The organism is Micrococcus flavus (assembly GCF_014204815.1).
In the GTDB taxonomy this organism is placed as follows: domain Bacteria; phylum Actinomycetota; class Actinomycetes; order Actinomycetales; family Micrococcaceae; genus Micrococcus; species Micrococcus flavus.
In genome coordinates, this window is sequence record NZ_JACHMC010000001.1 from 1,457,836 (window position 1) to 1,475,558 (window position 17,723).

At 73.0% G+C, this 17,723-nt stretch carries 12 protein-coding genes, 2 tRNA genes and 1 pseudogene; 5 read left to right on the top strand and 10 right to left on the bottom strand.

Going from position 1 to position 17,723, the window contains the following annotated elements; translation table 11 throughout:
* From BJ976_RS06765 to ilvD, 10 genes and pseudogenes are all read right to left on the bottom strand, one after another.
* Positions 1–2,195: pseudogene (locus tag BJ976_RS06765) on the bottom strand (carbon starvation CstA family protein).
* A 115-nt stretch (positions 2,196–2,310) separates the two neighbouring features.
* The gene (locus BJ976_RS06770) at positions 2,311–3,402 is read right to left on the bottom strand and encodes a branched-chain amino acid aminotransferase (RefSeq protein WP_229667104.1); all 1,092 of its coding nucleotides are present in this window, start codon (positions 3,400–3,402) and stop codon (positions 2,311–2,313) included.
* A 66-nt stretch (positions 3,403–3,468) separates the two neighbouring features.
* Entirely contained in the window at positions 3,469–4,554 is a 1,086-nt protein-coding gene (locus BJ976_RS06775; protein WP_135028147.1) for a 3-isopropylmalate dehydrogenase, read from the bottom strand.
* 103 nt (positions 4,555–4,657) lie between these two features.
* Positions 4,658–6,280, bottom strand: a complete 1,623-nt coding sequence (gene metG / locus BJ976_RS06780) for a methionine--tRNA ligase (RefSeq protein WP_135028149.1) — start codon at positions 6,278–6,280, stop codon at positions 4,658–4,660.
* Positions 6,273–7,154, bottom strand: coding sequence for a DUF8692 domain-containing protein (locus tag BJ976_RS06785; RefSeq protein WP_229667106.1), 882 nt, complete (start codon positions 7,152–7,154; stop codon positions 6,273–6,275). The genes metG and BJ976_RS06785 overlap by 8 nt, the downstream gene beginning before the upstream one ends.
* An 80-nt stretch (positions 7,155–7,234) precedes the next feature.
* Positions 7,235–8,830, bottom strand: a complete 1,596-nt coding sequence (gene serA / locus BJ976_RS06790) for a phosphoglycerate dehydrogenase (protein WP_135028151.1) — start codon at positions 8,828–8,830, stop codon at positions 7,235–7,237.
* 167 nt (positions 8,831–8,997) lie between these two features.
* Positions 8,998–10,029, bottom strand: a complete 1,032-nt coding sequence (gene ilvC, locus BJ976_RS06795) for a ketol-acid reductoisomerase (RefSeq protein ID WP_135028153.1) — start codon at positions 10,027–10,029, stop codon at positions 8,998–9,000.
* 49 nt (positions 10,030–10,078) lie between these two features.
* Entirely contained in the window at positions 10,079–10,588 is a 510-nt protein-coding gene (gene ilvN / locus BJ976_RS06800; protein WP_135028155.1) for an acetolactate synthase small subunit, read from the bottom strand.
* A gap of 11 nt (positions 10,589–10,599) precedes the next feature.
* A complete protein-coding gene (locus tag BJ976_RS06805; RefSeq protein WP_135028157.1) occupies positions 10,600–12,468 on the bottom strand; it encodes an acetolactate synthase large subunit in 1,869 nt (622 codons plus the stop codon).
* A 287-nt stretch (positions 12,469–12,755) separates the two neighbouring features.
* Entirely contained in the window at positions 12,756–14,489 is a 1,734-nt protein-coding gene (gene ilvD, locus BJ976_RS06810) for a dihydroxy-acid dehydratase (RefSeq protein ID WP_135028159.1), read from the bottom strand.
* Positions 14,490–14,606: 117 nt separating this feature from the next.
* Here ilvD and BJ976_RS06815 point away from each other — a divergent pair, with 117 nt between their 5' ends.
* From BJ976_RS06815 to BJ976_RS06835, 5 genes are all read left to right on the top strand, one after another.
* Entirely contained in the window at positions 14,607–15,128 is a 522-nt protein-coding gene (locus BJ976_RS06815; RefSeq protein ID WP_135028161.1) for a hypothetical protein, read from the top strand.
* 56 nt (positions 15,129–15,184) lie between these two features.
* Positions 15,185–15,257, top strand: a tRNA-Lys gene (locus BJ976_RS06820).
* Positions 15,258–15,365: 108 nt separating this feature from the next.
* Positions 15,366–15,863: a thioredoxin-dependent thiol peroxidase gene (gene bcp, locus BJ976_RS06825; RefSeq protein ID WP_135028163.1), complete on the top strand. Its 498-nt coding sequence runs from the start codon at positions 15,366–15,368 to the stop codon at positions 15,861–15,863.
* 62 nt (positions 15,864–15,925) lie between these two features.
* A tRNA-Leu gene (locus BJ976_RS06830) sits at positions 15,926–16,007 on the top strand.
* A gap of 51 nt (positions 16,008–16,058) precedes the next feature.
* A complete protein-coding gene (locus tag BJ976_RS06835; protein ID WP_135028165.1) occupies positions 16,059–17,711 on the top strand; it encodes an ABC transporter substrate-binding protein in 1,653 nt (550 codons plus the stop codon).
* Positions 17,712–17,723: the final 12 nt, after the last annotated feature.

A 17,723-nucleotide genomic window follows, 5' to 3' on the forward strand; every position in this document is an offset into this window, starting at 1 on the left:
TCAGTGACCCCGCACCGGCTGCCGGTCCGCCGGCAGCGCGTCCCACTGCCGCTGCAGCTCCTTCTCCTCGGCCGTGGCGAACAGCCCGGCCGGGGCGAAGCGCCGCGAGGGCACGTACGGGTCCTGGTGGTCGATGACCTCGGTGCCGCGGAAGGCGCGCACCGTGGCGAGCACCGACGTCGTGATGACGATCAGCGCCAGCGTCAGGAAGACCACGGACAGCGTGCCCTGGATGAAGGTGTTGCGGACCACGGCCTCCATGGCCGGCACAGACTTCGCTGCCCCGAAGCTCGTCTGCCCGGCGGCCAGCGCGTCCTTGAACGCGGTGTGCTGGGCCCAGTAGCCCACCGCGGGCACCGGGGAGAAGATCTTGTGGAAGCTGGCCACCGTGGTCACCACGGTGATGAACGCCAGCGGCAGCGCCACGATCCACAGCCCACCGAAGTGCCGGCGCTTGGCCACGATCGCCAGGACCACCGCGAGCGCGATCGAGGCCAGGAGCTGGTTGGCGATGCCGAACAGCGGGAACAGCGTGTTGATGCCGCCCAGCGGGTCGGTCACGCCCATGATCAGCACCGCACCCCACGCCGCCACCATGACTGCGGTGGCCAGCCAGGCGCCCGGCTTCCACTGGTGGTCCCGGAACTTCGGGATCACGTTGCCCAGGGAGTCCTGGAGCATGAAGCGGGCCACGCGCGTGCCGGCGTCCACCGCGGTGAGGATGAACAGCGCCTCGAACATGATGGCGAAGTGGTACCAGAAGCCCATCAGGGACTCCCCGCCGATCAGCTGCCCCATGATCATGGACAGTCCCACCGCGAGCGTGGGGGCGCCGCCGGTGCGGGACACCACGGACTCCTCCCCCACCAGGGCCGCCAGGCCCGTCAGGTCCTGGGCGGACACGTCGACGCCGGCCAGGCCCAGGGACATCACCCACGTGGCCGCGGACTCCGGGGTGCCTCCGGTGAGGGCCGCCGGGGAGTTCATGGCGAAGTAGATGCCGCGGTCCAGGGTGACGGCCGCCACGAGCGCCATGACGGCCACGAAGGCCTCCATGAGCATGCCGCCGTAGCCGATGAACCGGGTCTGCCGCTCCTTCTCCACCATCTTGGGGGTGGTGCCGGAGGAGATCAGCGCGTGGAAGCCGGAGAGGGCGCCGCAGGCGATGGTCACGAACAGGAACGGGAACAGCGAGCCGGGCCACACCGGGCCGGTCTGGCCGCCGGCGAACTCGGAGAACGCCGGGGCGGACACGCGCGGCTGCACGATCACGATGGCCACCGCGAGGCCGGCGATCACGCCGATCTTCATGAACGTGGAGAGGTAGTCGCGCGGGGCCAGCAGCAGCCACACCGGAAGGACGGCGGCCACGAAGCCGTACACGATGATCCCCCAGGCGATCGTGGTGCGGTCCAGGGTGAACATCGCCGCGCCCCACTCGGTCTCGGCGATCCAGCCGCCGCCGATGATGGCGGCCATCAGCAGCACGAAGCCGATGAGGGACACCTCGGCGATCCGGCCCGGGCGCAGCCAGCGCAGGTAGACCCCCATGAACAGGGCGATCGGGATGGTCATGGCCACGGAGAACACGCCCCACGGCGACTCGCCGAGGGCGTTGACGACGACGAGGGCCAGGATGGCCGTGATGATCACCATGATCAGCAGTGTGGCGATGATCGCGGCGGTGCCGCCCACGCGGCCCAGCTCGTCGCGGGCCATCTGGCCCAGGGAGCGGCCGCCGCGGCGCATGGAGAAGAACAGGACGAGGTAGTCCTGCACCGCGCCGGCGAGGATGACGCCCACGATGATCCAGACGGTGCCGGGCAGGTAGCCCATCTGCGCGGCGAGCACGGGCCCGACGAGCGGTCCGGCGCCGGCGATGGCCGCGAAGTGGTGCCCGTAGAGCACCCGGCGGTCGGTGGCCACGTAGTCGCGCCCGTCGGCCCGGTACTCCGCAGGGGTGGCGCGGGTGTCGTCCGGGCGGACGATCGTGCGCTCGACGTACTTCGAGTAGAAACGGTAGCCGATCAGGAACGTCGCCACGGCGGCGAATACGAACCAGATCGCGTTGATGGTCTCCCCGCGGTGCAGGGCCAGCATGGTCCAGGCGACGCCGCCGATCAGGGCGATCACCGCCCACACGGCGATCGTCAGGGTGTCCAGCGCGGGGTGTGGACCGCCTCAGTGGGGGGCAGGTCGTCGGGGTGCCCGACGGGCCGGTCGACCTGCGGGTCGACCGGCCCGTCCGCGGTCACCCGGGAGCGATGCGAGCTCACAGGGGTCTCCGTTCGGTAAGGGGGGATGAAGGGGTCAGACGAGGCGGCGCAGCCAGCCGTGCCGGTCCTCGACGGCGCCCGTCTGGATGCCGAGCAGCTCCCGGCGGATGCGCAGGGTGACCTCGGTGCCGCCGGCGGACTCGATGACGTCGTCGCCGTCCAGGAGGCGGCCGATGGGGGTGACCACGGCGGCCGTGCCGCACGCGAAGACCTCGGCGATCTCGCCGGAGCGCACGCCCTCGGCCCACTCGGCCAGGGTGATGCGCCGCTCCTCGACCGCCAGGCCCATGTCCCGGGCCAGCTGCAGGATGGAGGAGCGGGTGACGCCCTCGAGGATGGTGCCGGTGAGCTCCGGGGTGACGATCCGCCCGTCCCGGAACACGAAGAACACGTTCATGCCGCCAAGCTCCTCGACGGAGTCGTCGTGGTACTGGTCCAGGAACACCACCTGGTCTGCGCCCTGCTGGGCGGCCTGCAGCTGCGGCAGCAGCGAGGCGGCGTAGTTGCCGCCGGTCTTGGCCGCGCCCATGCCGCCGCGGCCGGCGCGCGCGTACTCGCGGGAGACCCAGATGCTCACCGGCTTGAGCTCGCCGCCGAAGTAGTTGCCGGCCGGCGAGGCGATCACCATGTACCGCACCTGCTTGGCGGGCCGCACCCCCAGGAACGCCTCGGAGGCGAACATGAACGGGCGCAGGTACAGGGACTGGCCGTCCCCGGAGGGCACCCAGTCCCGGTCCGCCGCCACGATCTCCCGCAGCGAGTCGAGGAACAGCTCCTCCGGCAGCTCGGGGAGCGCGAGACGCTGCGCGGAGCGGTTCAGGCGGGCGGCGTTGGCCTCCGGCCGGAACGTCCACACGGACCCGTCCGCGTGGCGGTAGGCCTTGAGGCCCTCGAAGATCTCCTGGCCGTAGTGCAGCACCGCGGCGGACGGGTCCAGGGAGAGCAGCCCGTACGGCTCGACCCGCGCGTCGTGCCAGCGGCCGCCGTCCTCGTCCCACGTCCAGTCGATCGAGACCATGTGGTCCGTGAACACGTCGCCGAAGCCCGGGTTCTCCAGGATCTCGGCGCGCTCGGCGTCGGACAGCGGGGACAGGTGCGGCTGACGCGTGAACACGGTCTCGGTCACGGGGCTCTCCTCAGGATGGGCGTGCGGGGCTGGGACCATGGTAGACCCGCCGCTGTGGCGCGCCTCTCAGAGCCGGGCGACGACGTCGGCCCCCACCTCGGCCGTGGACCCGCGCTCGGCGCCGCGCTCGGCCAGGTGCGCCCAGACGGCGCGGGTCAGGCGCTCCGCCGCGCCCTGCTCCCCCACGTGCTCGAGCAGCAGGCCCGCGGAGAGGATCGCGGCCACCGGGTCGGCGATCCCCTGCCCGGCGATGTCCGGGGCGGAGCCGTGGACGGGCTCGAACATGGAGGGGGCGGTGCGCTCGACGTTGATGTTGGCGGAGGCCGCCAGGCCGATGCCCCCGGTGATGGCGCCGGCGAGGTCCGTGAGGATGTCCCCGAACAGGTTGTCCGTGACGATCACGTCGAAGCGGGCGGGGTCCGTGGTGAGGAAGATCGTGGCGGCGTCCACGTGCATGTAGTCCGTGGTCACCTCGGGGAACTCGGCCGCGACCTCCTCGAACGTGCGCCGCCACAGGTGGCCGGCGTGGACGAGGACGTTGTGCTTGTGCACGAGGGTGAGGCGCTTGCGCTCCCCCGCCGCCGCGCGGCGGAAGGCGTCCCGCACCACGCGGCGCACGCCGTGGGCGGTGTTGACGGACACCTCGGTGGCGATCTCGTGATCGGTGCCGGTGCGGATGGCACCGCCGTTGCCCACGTACGGGCCCTCGGTGCCCTCGCGGACCACGGTGAACGCGACCTCACCCGGGTCGGCCAGGGGGCTCGTGGTGCCCGGGTAGAGCCGGGCCGGGCGCAGGTTCACGCCGTGGTCGAGCGCGAAGCGCAGCTTCAGCAGCATGCCGCGCTCGATCAGCCCGGAGGGGATCCGGGTGTCCCCCGGGGCGGCGCCGACGGCCCCGAAGAGGATCGCGTCGTGGCCCCGCAACGCCTCGAGCGTCTCGTCCGTGAGGGCCTCGCCGGTGGCGAGCCAGTGCTCCGCGCCGAGCGCGTACTCCGTCAGGCGGGGCGCGGGGCGGCCCTCGGCGGCCAGGGCGGCCTCGAGCACGGCCACGGCCTGCTCGGTGACCTCCGGGCCGATGCCGTCACCGCCGATCACGGCGATGTCCAGGGGCTCGGACGGGGACGCGGCGGGGGTGTTCGGCTGTGCGGGCATGCGAGCCAGGATAGGAGCGGCCCCCTCGCGCGGCCAGGATCCGGACGGTCGGTCTCGGATCCTGGACCGGGCCAGGGGGCCGGACCAGGTCGGGGCGGGCGGCTCAGCCCTCGGCGGGCTCCTCGTGGCGGGGGAACACGCCCACCGGCTTCGGCAGGGCCGTGCCGGGCACGAGGTCCTCGGCGAAGGCCGCGAAGGACCGCGCGCCGGTGCCCGAGGCGCCGGTGCGGCCGGCGTCGCCCTCGGCGGGCACGCCCACCAGGTCCAGCAGCCGGGAGGCGGAGGCGGGCATCACCGGCTGGACCAGCAGGGCGACTCGACGCACGGCCTGCAGGGTCACGTAGAGGACGGTGCGCATGCGGGACTCGTCGGTCTTCTTCAGCACCCACGGGGCCTGGTCCGCGAAGTACGCGTTGACCTCGCCCAGCACGCGCCACGTCTCCTCGAGCGCGTCGTGGAAGTCCTGCACCGCGTAGGCGGAGCGGGTGCGCTCGAGCAGCGCGTCCACCTGCGCGAGGATCGCTGCGTCGGCTTCGGTGAGCGCGCCCGGCTCCGGCACGGCGGCGTCGCAGTTCTTGGCCACCATGGAGAGGGAGCGCTGGGCGAGGTTGCCGAGGTTGTTGGCCAGGTCGGCGTTCTTGCGGCCCACGACGGCGTCGTGGCTGTAGGAGCCGTCCGCGCCGAACGGGAACTCGCGCAGCAGGAAGAAGCGCACGGCGTCCAGGCCGTAGCGGGCGACCCACTCCGCCGGGGCGACGACGTTGCCCAGGGACTTGGACATCTTCTCGCCGTCGTTGTTCAGGAAGCCGTGGATCATCACGCGCTTCGGCAGCTCCACCCCCGCGGACATCAGGAACGCGGGCCAGAAGACGCAGTGGAAGCGGGAGATGTCCTTGCCGATGATGTGGACGTCCGCGGGCCAGAAGCGTGCGAACGCGTCGGTGTCCTGCTCGGGCCAGCCGGCGCCGGTGAGGTAGTTGGTCAGGGCGTCCACCCAGACGTACATGACGTGATCGCCGCGGGACCCCGCGTCGTCGGCGCCCTCGGCGGCCGGCGGCAGGGCGATGCCCCAGTCGAACGAGGTGCGCGAGATGGACAGGTCCTCGAGCCCGCCCTCCACGAAGCGGATGACCTCGTTGAACCGCGAGCGCGGCGCGGCGAAGTCCGGGTGCTCCCGGTAGTGGGCCAGCAGCGGCTCCTGGTACTTCGAGAGGCGGAAGAAGTAGGACTCCTCCTCGGTCCACGTGACCTCGGTGCCGGTCTCCACCGCCACGCGCGTGCCGTCCTCGCGGACCTCGGTCTCGTCCTCGGCGAAGAAGCGCTCGTCGCGCACGGAGTACCAGCCGGCGTACCGGTCCAGGTAGATGTCCCCGTTGGCCTCCATCCGACGCCACAGCTCCTGGGCGGCGGCGTGGTGGTCGGCGTCCGTGGTGCGGATGAACCGGTCGTAGGAGACGTCCAGGACCTCGTCGTCCATCCGCTGGAACGCGGCGGAGTTGCGCGTGGCCAGCTCGAGCGGGGTCACGCCCTCGCGCTCGGCGGTCTGGGCCATCTTCTGGCCGTGCTCGTCCGTGCCGGTGAGGAAGCGGACGTCCCGGCCGTCCAGCCGGGCGAAGCGCGCCATCGCGTCCGCACCCACCATCTCGTAGGCGTGGCCGATGTGCGGCTCGCCGTTGGGGTAGTGGATCGCGGTGGTCAGGTAGTAGGGCGCACGCTCGTCAGTCACGGTCCCCGAGTCTACCGGTGGCCCCGGCGGCCGGGCGGGGCACGACGTCGGCCGCGGACGGGTCCGGGTGGGCGTCGGGGGCGCCGTCGGTGGTCACCAGGAGGCTGCCGGGAGCGCGACGCAGGTGCAGGTGCGCCCAGGGCGCCACGACCAGCAGGGAGGAGCCGATCATCTCCACGAGCTCCTCGGCGTGGGTCACGGCGTGGTACGTCCACGTGCTGCGTCCGATGCCGAACAGCAGGGGCAGGGACTCCAGGATGATCGCCCCGAGGAAGAACACCGTGATGCCGCTGACCGTCAGGGCGCGCGTGCAGCGCGGCAGGCGCACCGCGCTGAGGGCGAGCAGCCCGATCACCAGGACCGCCACGGGGGCGCCGAGGATGAGCCACTGGAAGGCGTGCAGCGGGTTCTCCCCCGTGAAGGGCAGCGTGTCCCACACGTCTCCGGCGCGCTCGTGGATCTGCGTGAACTCGTCCAGGCTCATGGCGGCCAGCAGCGCCGACGGGGTGAGCCAGGCCAGCAGTCCCCAGCGCCGGTCCGCCCGCAGCGACCGCCGGACCAGCCCGACGACGGTGAACCCGACGGCGCCGAGCAGCAGCAGCCCCGCGCTCCACCACGCCGCGAGGTTCACCTCGTGGTTGACCTCGAAGAAGCTGCGCCACCACGGCATCTGCCGCACACCGAAGCCGAAGACGAACGGGAGGGCCCAGGACCAGAGGGTGAGCAGCAGGCTCACCCCGATCAGCGTGGCCGCGACCCGGCGGGCCCACCGGCCCTGGACGGCGCGCGGCCGGCGGGCCGCCCCGTCGGCGTCGAGCACCGGGTCGGACGGCGGGAGGACCGGAGAGGACGGTGAAGCGGGCGTGGACACCATCTGAACACATCCAGGTGAGGCGCGCACGTGAGACCGGGCCGGCGGGGCATCCGCCCACGCCCGCCCGGCTCGGCCCAGGCTCAGCGGGACAGGTCCACCTCGGCGGCCCGCGAGGCGCCGATGGCCCCGCCCAGGGCCTCGGCGGTCCCGGGCTGGAGGCCGGCGTCGAGCGTCAGCACGGCCAGAGCGGTGCCGTCCTCGTCCCGGGAGACGTCCATGCCGGCGATGTTCACCTGCTGGGCGCCCAGCGCCTGGCCGAGCGAGCCGATCACGCCGGGACGGTCGGCGTAGGAGAAGATCAGCAGGTGGTCGGCCAGCGGCACCTCCACCTCGTGACGGTCCACGCCCACGAGCTTCTGCACCTGCCGGGGACCGGTCAGGGTGCCGGTCACGGAGGTCTGCCCGCCCTGGGCCGTGGCCGCGCGCACCGTGATGGTGTTCCGGTAGGACTCGGCCTGCTCAGTGGTGCTCAGGCGCGCCTCGACGCCGCGCTGCTCGGCGAGCAGCGGGGCGTTCACGTAGGACACCTGCTCCGAGACGATGTCCGTGAAGACCCCCTTGAGGGCGGCCAGGCGCAGTGCGGACACGTCGAGGGACGCGATCTCCCCGGCCACCTCGACCTCGACCGCGGACAGCGACTGCTCCCCCACGAGGGCGGAGAGGACGCGACCGAGCTTCTCCGCCAGCGGCAGGCCCGGGCGCACATCCTCGTGGATGACGCCGCCGGCCACGTTCACGGCGTCCGGCACGAGCTCGCCGGCCAGCGCGAGCCGCACGGACTTCGCCACGGACACGCCGGCCTTCTCCTGCGCCTCGGCGGTGGAGGCGCCCAGATGGGGGGTCACCACGGCGGAGTCGTGACGGAAGAACGGCAGGTCCGTGGCGGGCTCGGAGGAGAACACGTCCACGCCGGCACCGGCGATCGTGCCGGAGGCCAGCGCGCGGTCGAGGGCGTCCTCGTCGATCAGGCCGCCGCGGGCCACGTTGACGACGAACGCGGTGTCCTTCATGCGGGCGAGCTGCGCGTCCGAGATCATGCCGACCGTCTCGGGGGTCTTGGGCATGTGGATCGTCACGAAGTCCGCGCGCTCGAGCAGGGTGTCCAGGTCCACGAGCGTGGCGCCCAGCTGCTGGGCGCGGGCCGCGCTGATGTACGGGTCGTAGGCCAGGATCTCCATGCCGAACGCGCGCATGCGCTCGGCCACGAGCGCGCCGATCCGGCCGAGGCCGATCACGCCGAGGCGCTTCCCGAACAGCTCCACGCCGGCGTACTTGGAGCGCTTCCACTCCCCCGCCTTCAAGGCGCGGTTGGCCGGGGCGATGTTGCGCGCGGCGGAGAGGATGTGGCCGCAGGTCAGCTCGGCCGCCGAGATGATGTTGGACGTGGGCGCGTTGACCACCATGACGCCGGCCTCGGTGGCGGCGGCGACGTCCACGTTGTCCAGGCCCACGCCCGCGCGCGCGATCACCTTCAGGTCCGGGGCGGCGGCGATCGCCTCGGCGTCCATCTGCGTGGCGGAGCGGACGAGCACCGCGGAGGCGCCGGGCAGGTCCGCCAGCAGGCGGGCGCGGTCGGCGCCGTCGGTGTGGCGGATCTCGAAGTCGGGGCCCAGGGCCTCGACGGTGGCGGGAGAGAGCTCTTCGGCGATCAGGACGACGGGCTGGGCAGCGCTCACGGCACTTCCTTCGGTGAGGGGGCGGGGGCCAGGTCGGTGCTCCGAGCCTAGCCGCATGGATATGCAGGGGTGCGAATACGACGACGGCGCCGGTCACCTCGCGGGGTGACCGGCGCCGTCGGGGTCCGGGGGCTCCGCGCGGCGGGAGGGCGGGGCCGGGGTCCGGGTCAGCGGGCGGCGGTGCCCTCGGTGTAGTCGTCGTCGGAGTCCTTGAGCCAGGCGAACATCTGGCGCAGCTCGCGGCCGGTCTTCTCGATCGGGTGCTGCTCGCCCTTCGCGCGCAGCTCCGTGAACTCGGGGCCGCCGGCGGCCTGGTCCTCCATGAAGCGCTGCGCGAAGGCGCCGGACTGGATGTCGGCCAGCACGGCCTTCATGTTCTCCTTCACGTCGGGGGTGATGACGCGCGGGCCGGAGACGTAGTCGCCGTACTCGGCGGTGTCGGAGACGGACCAGCGCTGCTTGGCGATGCCGCCCTCGACCATGAGGTCGACGATGAGCTTCAGCTCGTGCAGCACCTCGAAGTAGGCGATCTCCGGCTGGTAGCCGGCCTCAGTGAGGGTCTCGAAGCCGTACTGCACCAGCTGGGAGGCGCCGCCGCAGAGCACGGCCTGCTCGCCGAACAGGTCGGTCTCGGTCTCCTCGGCGAAGGTGGTCTCGATGACGCCGGCGCGGGTGCCGCCGATGGCCTTGGCGTAGGACAGGGCGAGGGCATGGGCCTGGCCGGAGGCGTCCTGCTCCACGGCGATCAGCGCCGGCACGCCGCGGCCGGCCTCGAACTCGCGGCGGACCACGTGACCCGGGCCCTTGGGTGCCACCAGGGCGACGTCGACGCCCTCGGGGGCCTCGATGTAGCCGAACCGCACGTTGAACCCGTGAGCGAAGAACAGGGCGTCGCCCTCCTGCAGGTTCGGGGCGATGTGCTCCTGGTAGACCTGCGCCTGGACCTGGTCCGGGGTGAGGATCATGATCAGGTCCGCCTCGGCGGCCGCGGTGGCGACGTCCACCACGCGCAGGCCCTCGGCCTCGGCCTTGGCACGGGACACGGAGCCCTCGGCGAGACCGATGCGCACGTCCACGCCGGAGTCGCGCAGCGAGAGCGAGTGGGCGTGGCCCTGGGAGCCGTAGCCGATCACGGCCACGGTGCGGCCCTGGATGATCGAGAGGTCGGCGTCGTCGTCGTAGAACTTCTTCACGGGCATGGTGTTCTCCTTGGCGTGTCGGGGGTCGGGGGTCGGTCGGGTCCGCGGCTCAGCGCGCGAGGGCCCGGTCGGTCATGGAGCGCGGGCCGCGGGCCAGCGCGAGGGTGCCGGAGCGGACGAGCTCGCGGATGCCGTAGGGCTCCATCATCTCCAGGAACGCGGCGAGCTTGTCCCGGGTGCCGGTGGCCTCGAGCGTGAGCGAGTCCGGGGAGACGTCCACCACGTGCGCGCGGAACAGGTCGGCCGCCTGGACCACCTGGCCGCGCACGCTCGCGTCCGCGCGCACCTTGACCAGCAGGTGGTCCCGCTGGACGGAGGAGTCGGCGGTGAGCTCGACCACCTTGATGACGTTGATGAGCTTGTTCAGCTGCTTGGTCACCTGCTCCAGCAGGTGCGGGTCCGCGTCCACCACCACGGTCATCCGCGAGATGCCGGGCACCTCGGTGACGCCCACGGCGAGCGAGTGGATGTTGAAGGCGCGCCGGGCGAACAGGCCGGCCACGCGGGTCAGAGTGCCGGGCACGTCCTCGACGAGCACGGACAGGGTGTGGCGTTCCATCGTGGCCCTCCTCAGTCTTCCTGGTCCCAATCGGGGGTCATGCCCCGGGCGATCTGGATCGCGTCGTTGCTCACGCCGGCGGGCACCATGGGCCACACCATCGCATCGCGGGAGACCACGAAGTCGACGACGACGGGCCGGTCCCGGACCGCGAGGGCCTCCTGGATGGTGGCGTCCAGGTCCGCCTCCCGCTCGCAGCGCAGGCCGGCGGCCCCGTATGCGTCGGCGAGCTTGACGAAGTCGGGCACGCGACGGGTGCCGTGGCCGGTGTCCAGGTCCGTGTTGGAGTACCGCTGCTCGTAGAACAGCGTCTGCCACTGGCGGACCATGCCGAGGGAGGAGTTGTTGATCACGGCGACCTTGATCGGGATGCCGTTGATCACACAGGTGGCCAGCTCCTGGTTGGTCATCTGGAAGCAGCCGTCGCCGTCGATCGCCCACACGGTGCGCTGCGGCTCGGCGACCTGGGCGCCCATGGCGGCCGGCACGGCGAAGCCCATGGTGCCCAGGCCCGAGGAGTTCAGCCACTGGCGCGGACGCTCGTACTCGACGAAGTGGCTGGCCCACATCTGGTGCTGGCCCACGCCGGAGACGTAGGTGGCCTCCGGCCCGGACAGCGCCGAGATCCGCGAGATCACCTGCTGGGGGGCCATGAGCCCGTCCTCCGTGGGGGTGAACCCCAGCGGATAGGTCCTCCGCAGCCGGTCGAGGGTGGACCACCACGCGGACAGGTCCGGCAGCGGTGCCTGCCGCGACTGGGCGCGCAGCTCGGCCACGAGGTCCGGGATGATCTCCTTCACCGAGCCCACGATCGGCACGTCGGCGATCCGGTTCTTCGAGATCTCGGCGGGGTCGATGTCCGCGTGGATGACCTTGGCGCCCGGCGCGAAGGAGGCCAGGTGGCCGGTCACGCGGTCGTCGAAGCGGGCGCCCAGGGTGATGAGCAGGTCGGCCTGCTGCAGTGCGGCCACGGCGGGGACCCCGCCGTGCATGCCGGGCATGCCGAGGTTCTGCGGGTGCGAGTCCGGGAAGACGCCGCGGGCGGTGAGCGTGGTGACCACGGGTGCGCCCGTGAGCTCCGCCAGCTCGGCGAGCTCCTCGTGGGCGTCGCCGCGGGCCACGCCGCCGCCCACGTACAGCACGGGGCGCCGGGCCTCGCGGACGAGCCGGGCGGCCTCGCGCACCTGACGGGGGTGTCCGCGCAGCACCGGCCGGTAGCCGGGCAGGTCGATCCGCGGCGGCCAGGAGAACTCGAGCTCGGCCTGCTGCGCGTCCTTGGTGATGTCGACCAGCACGGGGCCGGGTCGGCCGGTGCCCGCGATGTGGAACGCCTCCGCCAGGGCGGCGGGGATGTCCTCGGCCCTCGTGACCAGGCGGGAGTGTTTGGTGATGGGCATCGTGATCCCCACGATGTCCGCCTCCTGGAAGGCGTCCGAGCCGATGGCCGCCGAGCTGACCTGGCCGGTGATGAACACGACCGCCTGGGAGTCCATGTGGGCGTCCGCGATCGCGGTCACGAGGTTCGTGGCGCCGGGGCCCGAGGTGGCGATCGCCACCCCGACCCGACCGGTGGCCAGGTGGTACCCCTGGGCGGCGTGGCCGGCGCCCTGCTCGTGGCGCACGAGGATGTGCCGGATCCGCTCGGAGTCCATCAGCGGGTCGTAGGTGGGCAGGATCGCGCCGCCCGGGAGCCCGAAGACGTCGGTGACACCGAGCTCCTCGAGTGAGCGGATGACGGCCGCGGAGCCGGCCATGACGGTGGGCGGGACCTCGGCGCGGGGGCCGGGCACGCGGGGCTCCACGGTCTCGGGGCGGGCGGGGCCGCGCTGGTCCCGTCCGGTGGGCGCCGCCGGAGCGGTGGCGCGGGGGGTCGTGCTCATGGTGCACCTCACTGCGTTCGCTGCTGGGCCGGCCGCCTCGGGGGCGGTCGACGTCGATGCCGGGGATCCGTCCGGGCCGGCGGGGTCGTGTGCCGCGGGGACGGATCGTCGGGCGTGGCCGGTCTGAGGTGGGAACGCGGACCGCCGGATCCTCGGGGGGTGCTCTCAGTATGGTCGCCGCCGACGCGGCCGCTCCATCCGCGTCCGCCCCGTCTCATCATGTGAGAGCGCTCACCAGATGGTGAGACCCCGCACCGCCGGCCGGGGCGCGGGGTCTTCCGTGCGCCTCAGCCGAGGTAGGCGCCCTCGGCGGCCGAGTGGACGAGCTTGGCGTACTTGCCGAGCACGCCGGTGGTGAACTTCGGCGCCACCGGCTCCCAGGCCGCGCGGCGGGCGGCGAGCTCGGCCTCGTCCACCAGCAGGTCCATCGTGCGGCGCGCGATGTCCACGCGGATGCGGTCGCCGTCCTGCACCAGCCCGATCGGGCCGCCCTCCGCGGCCTCCGGTGCGATGTGGCCGATGCACAGTCCCGTGGTGCCGCCGGAGAAGCGGCCGTCCGTGATCAGCAGGACGTCCCTGCCCAGGCCGGCCCCCTTGATGGCGCCGGTGATCGCCAGCATCTCGCGCATGCCCGGACCGCCCTTCGGGCCCTCGTAGCGGATCACGACGACGTCGCCCGCCCGGATGGTGCCGTCCTCGAGGGCGTCCATCGCGGCCCGCTCCCGGTCGAAGACGCGCGCGGTCCCCTCGAAGACGTCGGCGTCGAAGCCCGCGGACTTCACGACGGCGCCCTCGGGGGCCAGCGAGCCGTGCAGGATGGCGATGCCGCCGTTGGGGTGCAGGGGGTCGTGCATCTCCCGGATGACGGTGCCGTCCACCGGATCCGGGGCGAGGTCCGCCAGGTTCTCCGCGAGGGTCCTGCCGGTCACCGTGAGGGCGTCGCCGTGCAGCAGGCCCTCGTCCAGCAGGGCCTTCATCACCACCGGGACCCCGCCGACCCGGTCCACGTCCGTCATCACATACCGGCCGAAGGGCTTGAGGTCCGCGATGTGCGGGACCCGGTCCGCGATGCGGTTGAAGTCGGACAGCTGCAGGTCCACCCCGGCCTCGCGGGCGATGGCGAGCAGGTGGAGCACGGCGTTGGTCGAGCCGCCGAACGCCATGGTTACGGCGATCGCGTTCTCGAACGCCGGCTTGGTCATGACGTCCCGAGCCGTGATGCCCTGGCGCAGCATCCCGACCACGGCCTCGCCGGAGCGTCGGGCGAAGGCGTCACGACGACGGTCGGCCGAGGGGGCCGCGGCCGATCCCGGCAGGGACATGCCCAGGGCCTCGCCGATCGAGGCCATGGTGTTGGCGGTGTACATGCCGCCGCACGCGCCCTCGCCCGGGGCGATGGCCTTCTCGATGCGCAGCAGGTCCTCCTCGGACATCAGGCCGCGCGCGCACGCGCCGACCGCCTCGAACGCGTCGATGATGGTGACCTGCTTCTCCGTGCCGTCCGTCAGGCGGGCCACGCCCGGCATGATCGACCCGGCGTAGACGAACACGGAGGCCAGGTCCAGGCGTGCGGCGGCCATGAGCATGCCGGGGAGGGACTTGTCGCACCCGGCCAGCAGCACCGAGCCGTCGAGGCGCTCGGCCATCATGACGGTCTCCACGGAGTCCGCGATCACCTCGCGGGAGACGAGGGAGAAGTGCATCCCCTCATGCCCCATGGAGATGCCGTCCGAGACGGACACCGTGCCGAACTCGAGGGGGAAGCCCCCGGCAGCGTGCACGCCCTCCTTCGAGGCCTGGGCCAGCCGGTCCAGGGAGAGGTTGCACGGCGTGATCTCGTTCCAGGACGACGCGATGCCGATCTGCGGCTTGTCGAAGTCCTCGTCCCCCATGCCCACGGCACGCAGCATGCCGCGCGCGGCCGTGCGCTCCATCCCGTCGGTGACATCGCGCGAGCGCGGCTTCATGTCGGGTCCTGTGGTGGCGTCCTGGGCGGAGCGGTCAGCGGGGGGAGTCTGCATGGGGCGCAGTCTAGTGACCGGTCCTCACGCCGAGACCGGGACGACGGACCGTGACGGACCGCGGCCGCGCGCCCCCTGACAGCCGCCGGGGCCCGCCAGTACGTTGGAGGCATGGCCATGGACTCGCCCACCCTCCAGCGGCGCCTGCGCGGCGTGTTCGACGCGCGGGTGTTCAACCACGGCGACTACAACCTGGTCTACGCCCAGCCCTCCGGCGGCTCCCTGCCCCACGTGATCGGCTACCGTCACTCCCCGCTGGAGATGCTGCTGTGCCCCGTGGACCCGGTGGACGCCGTCGCCGCCGACCTGACGGAGGACGCGGCGGACGCGCTCGCGGACCCGGCCACCGGCACCCTGCCCGGCGTGGTGAGCGTGGCCCTGGCCAATGTGGCCACGGTCGCCGACACCGGCACCGGGTACCAGGTCGAGACGGTGACCGGATTCCGCACCTGGTTCGAGGTGGTCGACCACCCGCGGGTGCCGGTCGGCTCGGCCTCCGAGGACGGCACGGCCGAGCTCGACCAGGCCGGCGACGCCGCGGACTTCCACGGCTTCATGACGGCCTTCATGGACGAGCTGGACCGCCTCTACGAGGTCCGCCCCGACCCCGATTTGCACGGCCCCGGAGAGGGCGTGTAGAGTCTCACCTCGTTGCAACGGCCCGAGGAGCGATCCGGACGGCCACTGCGGCACCTGCACCTCTAGCTCAATTGGCAGAGCATCTGACTCTTAATCAGCAGGTTCCGGGTTCAAGTCCCGGGGGGTGCACAGCGCGGGCCCCGCCACCGACCGGTGGCGGGGCCTGATCCGTCTCCGGCGCCCGCCGGGTGGGGCGCGGCAGGACCGGAGCGACGGGCCGCCGCCTATCGTGGGGGCATGACCGAGAACACCGCCTCCCCCGCCCCGCGCCGCCTCGAGCCCGGAAACACGGCCCCCGAGTTCACCCTGCAGGACCAGGACGGGCGCCCCGTGTCCCTGCGCGACTCCGCGGGCAAGAGCACGATCGTGTACTTCTACCCGGCCGCCGCCACCCCCGGCTGCACCGCGCAGGCCTGCGACTTCCGCGACAGCCTGGCCTCCCTGACCGCCGCGGGGTACCGGGTCCTGGGGATCTCCCCCGACCCGATCGGCAAGATCATCCGGTTCGCCCAGAAGGAGTCCCTGACGTTCCCGCTCCTCTCCGACGAGGACCACGCCGTGGCCGAGGCCTACGGGGCCTGGGGTGAGAAGAAGAACTACGGCAAGACCTACGAGGGCCTCATCCGATCCACCGTGGTGGTCGGCCCGGACGGCCGCGTCACCCACGCCCAGTACAACGTCAAGGCCACCGGGCACGTCGCCCGGCTGCGCCGCACCCTGGGCCTGGAGGACTGAGCACCCGGACGCCCGGCGCGCGCGGGCGGTAGGATCGGGCACCGCCCCGGCCCACGGGGCGCGCGGGCGTGGCGGAACTGGCAGACGCGCTGGATTTAGGTTCCAGTGTCCACGGACGTGGGGGTTCGAGTCCCCCCGCCCGCACCCCTGCCGCCGGTCGCCCGCCGCACCCCCGTCCGCCCCCAGGAGGAGCCCTTGGACGCCAGCCGTCGCACGTTCCTGGCCCTCGGCCTGGCCGGGCTCGGCTCGGGGCTGTCCGCGTGCGGCGCGCCGCCCACCACGACCCCGGCGGCCCCATCCTCCACGGCCGTCTCCCCCTCGCCGTCGGCGGCCCCGCGGCCCCTCGTGGTCGGCGCGCCCTCCCGGGTGCTGACCCGCGACCCCGTCCGCGCCTGGGACTCGGAGACCTTCCGGGTGCTCCGCCAGGTGCTGGAGCCGCTGCTGGGCGTGGACCCGGACACCGGCGCGCCCACCCTCAAGCTCGCCGAGCACGCCCTGTCCGAGGACGCCCTGACCCACACGCTCACCCTGCAGCGCGGGCTGCGCTTCTCCGACGGCACTCCGTGCGACGCCGCCGCGGTGGTGGCCAACGTGGGGCGCTGGTCCGAGGCCGCCGACGGCGACCCGCTGCCCTCCGCGTTCGTCGCGGCCTTCGGCGGCGGCATCGCGGACCCCGACTCCGCGTTCGCCGCCGTGGAGGCCGACGACGACCGCACCGTCCGCATCCACCTGTCCCGGCCGCTGCGGCACCTGCCGGCCGCCCTCGGCTCCCCGGCCTTCGCGGTATCCTCGCCCGCCTCCTGGGCCGCCGCGGACGCGGACGGCGTCTCCCCCGCCGGCACCGGCCCGTACCGGTTCGCGGACGACGCGGAGGCGGCCGCCGTCGTCGAGGCCCTGCACATGCCCGGCGAGACCACCGTGCTGGCACCCAACCCGGAGCACCGCCGGAACCTGCCGGGCCTGCCCGTGGCGGCAGTGCCGGCGTGGGGCCGGGCGAGCACCCGGCTGCGGGAGCTGCGCCGCGGCCACGCGGACGTGATCGACGTGGTGGCCCCCGGCCAGCTGCGCCCGCTCGTGGAGGCCGGCACGCAGGTGCTGCCCCGCGACCCGTTCTCCGTGCTGTACCTCGGGTTCAACGTGGACCACCCGCTGATGTCCTCGCTCTACCTGCGCCAGGCCGTGGCCTTCGCGGTGGACCGTCCGCGGCTGGCCCGCTCGGACGTGTTCCTGCAGGGCACCGCGATCGCCGACGGCCTCGTCCCGCCGGCGCTGGGCGTGGGCGTCGAGGACGCGCCGCGGTACGAGATCAACCCCGAGCGGGCGGGCCGGCTGCTCGAGCAGGCCGGCTATGAGGACGAGCCGCTCGAGCTGATGCACCCCGCCGGCGTGGCCTGGCCCTGCCTGCCCGAGCCCGAGCGGGTGGCGGCGATGGTGGCCGAGGACCTGGGCGTCGTCGGGATCCACGTGCGCCCCGTGCCCGTGCCCCCGGACCAGGACTACCTGCGCGCCGTCGTCGAGCGCGGCTCGCGCGCGCTCCACCTGCGCGGCCGGGACGGCCTGTATCGGGACGCCCACGCCTTCCTCGAGCCGTTCGCCCGCTCGGGCCGCGCCGAGACCCGCTACCTGAATCCCCGGGTGGTCGAGGACGTCGACGCCGCCGCCTCCGAGCTCGACGACGAGCGCCGTCGCGAGCTGCACCGGCGGGCCCACCGGGCGCTGCTGCTGGACCTGCCCGCCCTGCCGCTCGTGCACCCCATCTCCGCACTGGCCACCGGCCCGCGCGTCGGGTCGTACCCCAGCTCCCCCCAGCTCGACGAACCCTTCGACCGCATCGATCTGCGGATCTGAGCGTCGCCGACC

Bases quoted from the DNA above. Each gene is read 5' to 3' on its own strand.
- ilvN (WP_135028155.1), bottom strand. From the start codon at position 10,588: ATGGAACGCCACACCCTGTCCGTGCTCGTCGAGGACGTGCCCGGCACT.
- bcp (WP_135028163.1), top strand. From the start codon at position 15,366: ATGACCGAGAACACCGCCTCCCCCGCCCCGCGCCGCCTCGAGCCCGGA.
- ilvD (WP_135028159.1), bottom strand. From the start codon at position 14,489: ATGCAGACTCCCCCCGCTGACCGCTCCGCCCAGGACGCCACCACAGGA.
- ilvC (WP_135028153.1), bottom strand. From the start codon at position 10,029: ATGCCCGTGAAGAAGTTCTACGACGACGACGCCGACCTCTCGATCATC.
- BJ976_RS06785 (WP_229667106.1), bottom strand. From the start codon at position 7,154: ATGGTGTCCACGCCCGCTTCACCGTCCTCTCCGGTCCTCCCGCCGTCC.
- BJ976_RS06815 (WP_135028161.1), top strand. From the start codon at position 14,607: ATGGACTCGCCCACCCTCCAGCGGCGCCTGCGCGGCGTGTTCGACGCG.
- BJ976_RS06775 (WP_135028147.1), bottom strand. From the start codon at position 4,554: ATGCCCGCACAGCCGAACACCCCCGCCGCGTCCCCGTCCGAGCCCCTG.
- BJ976_RS06805 (WP_135028157.1), bottom strand. From the start codon at position 12,468: ATGAGCACGACCCCCCGCGCCACCGCTCCGGCGGCGCCCACCGGACGG.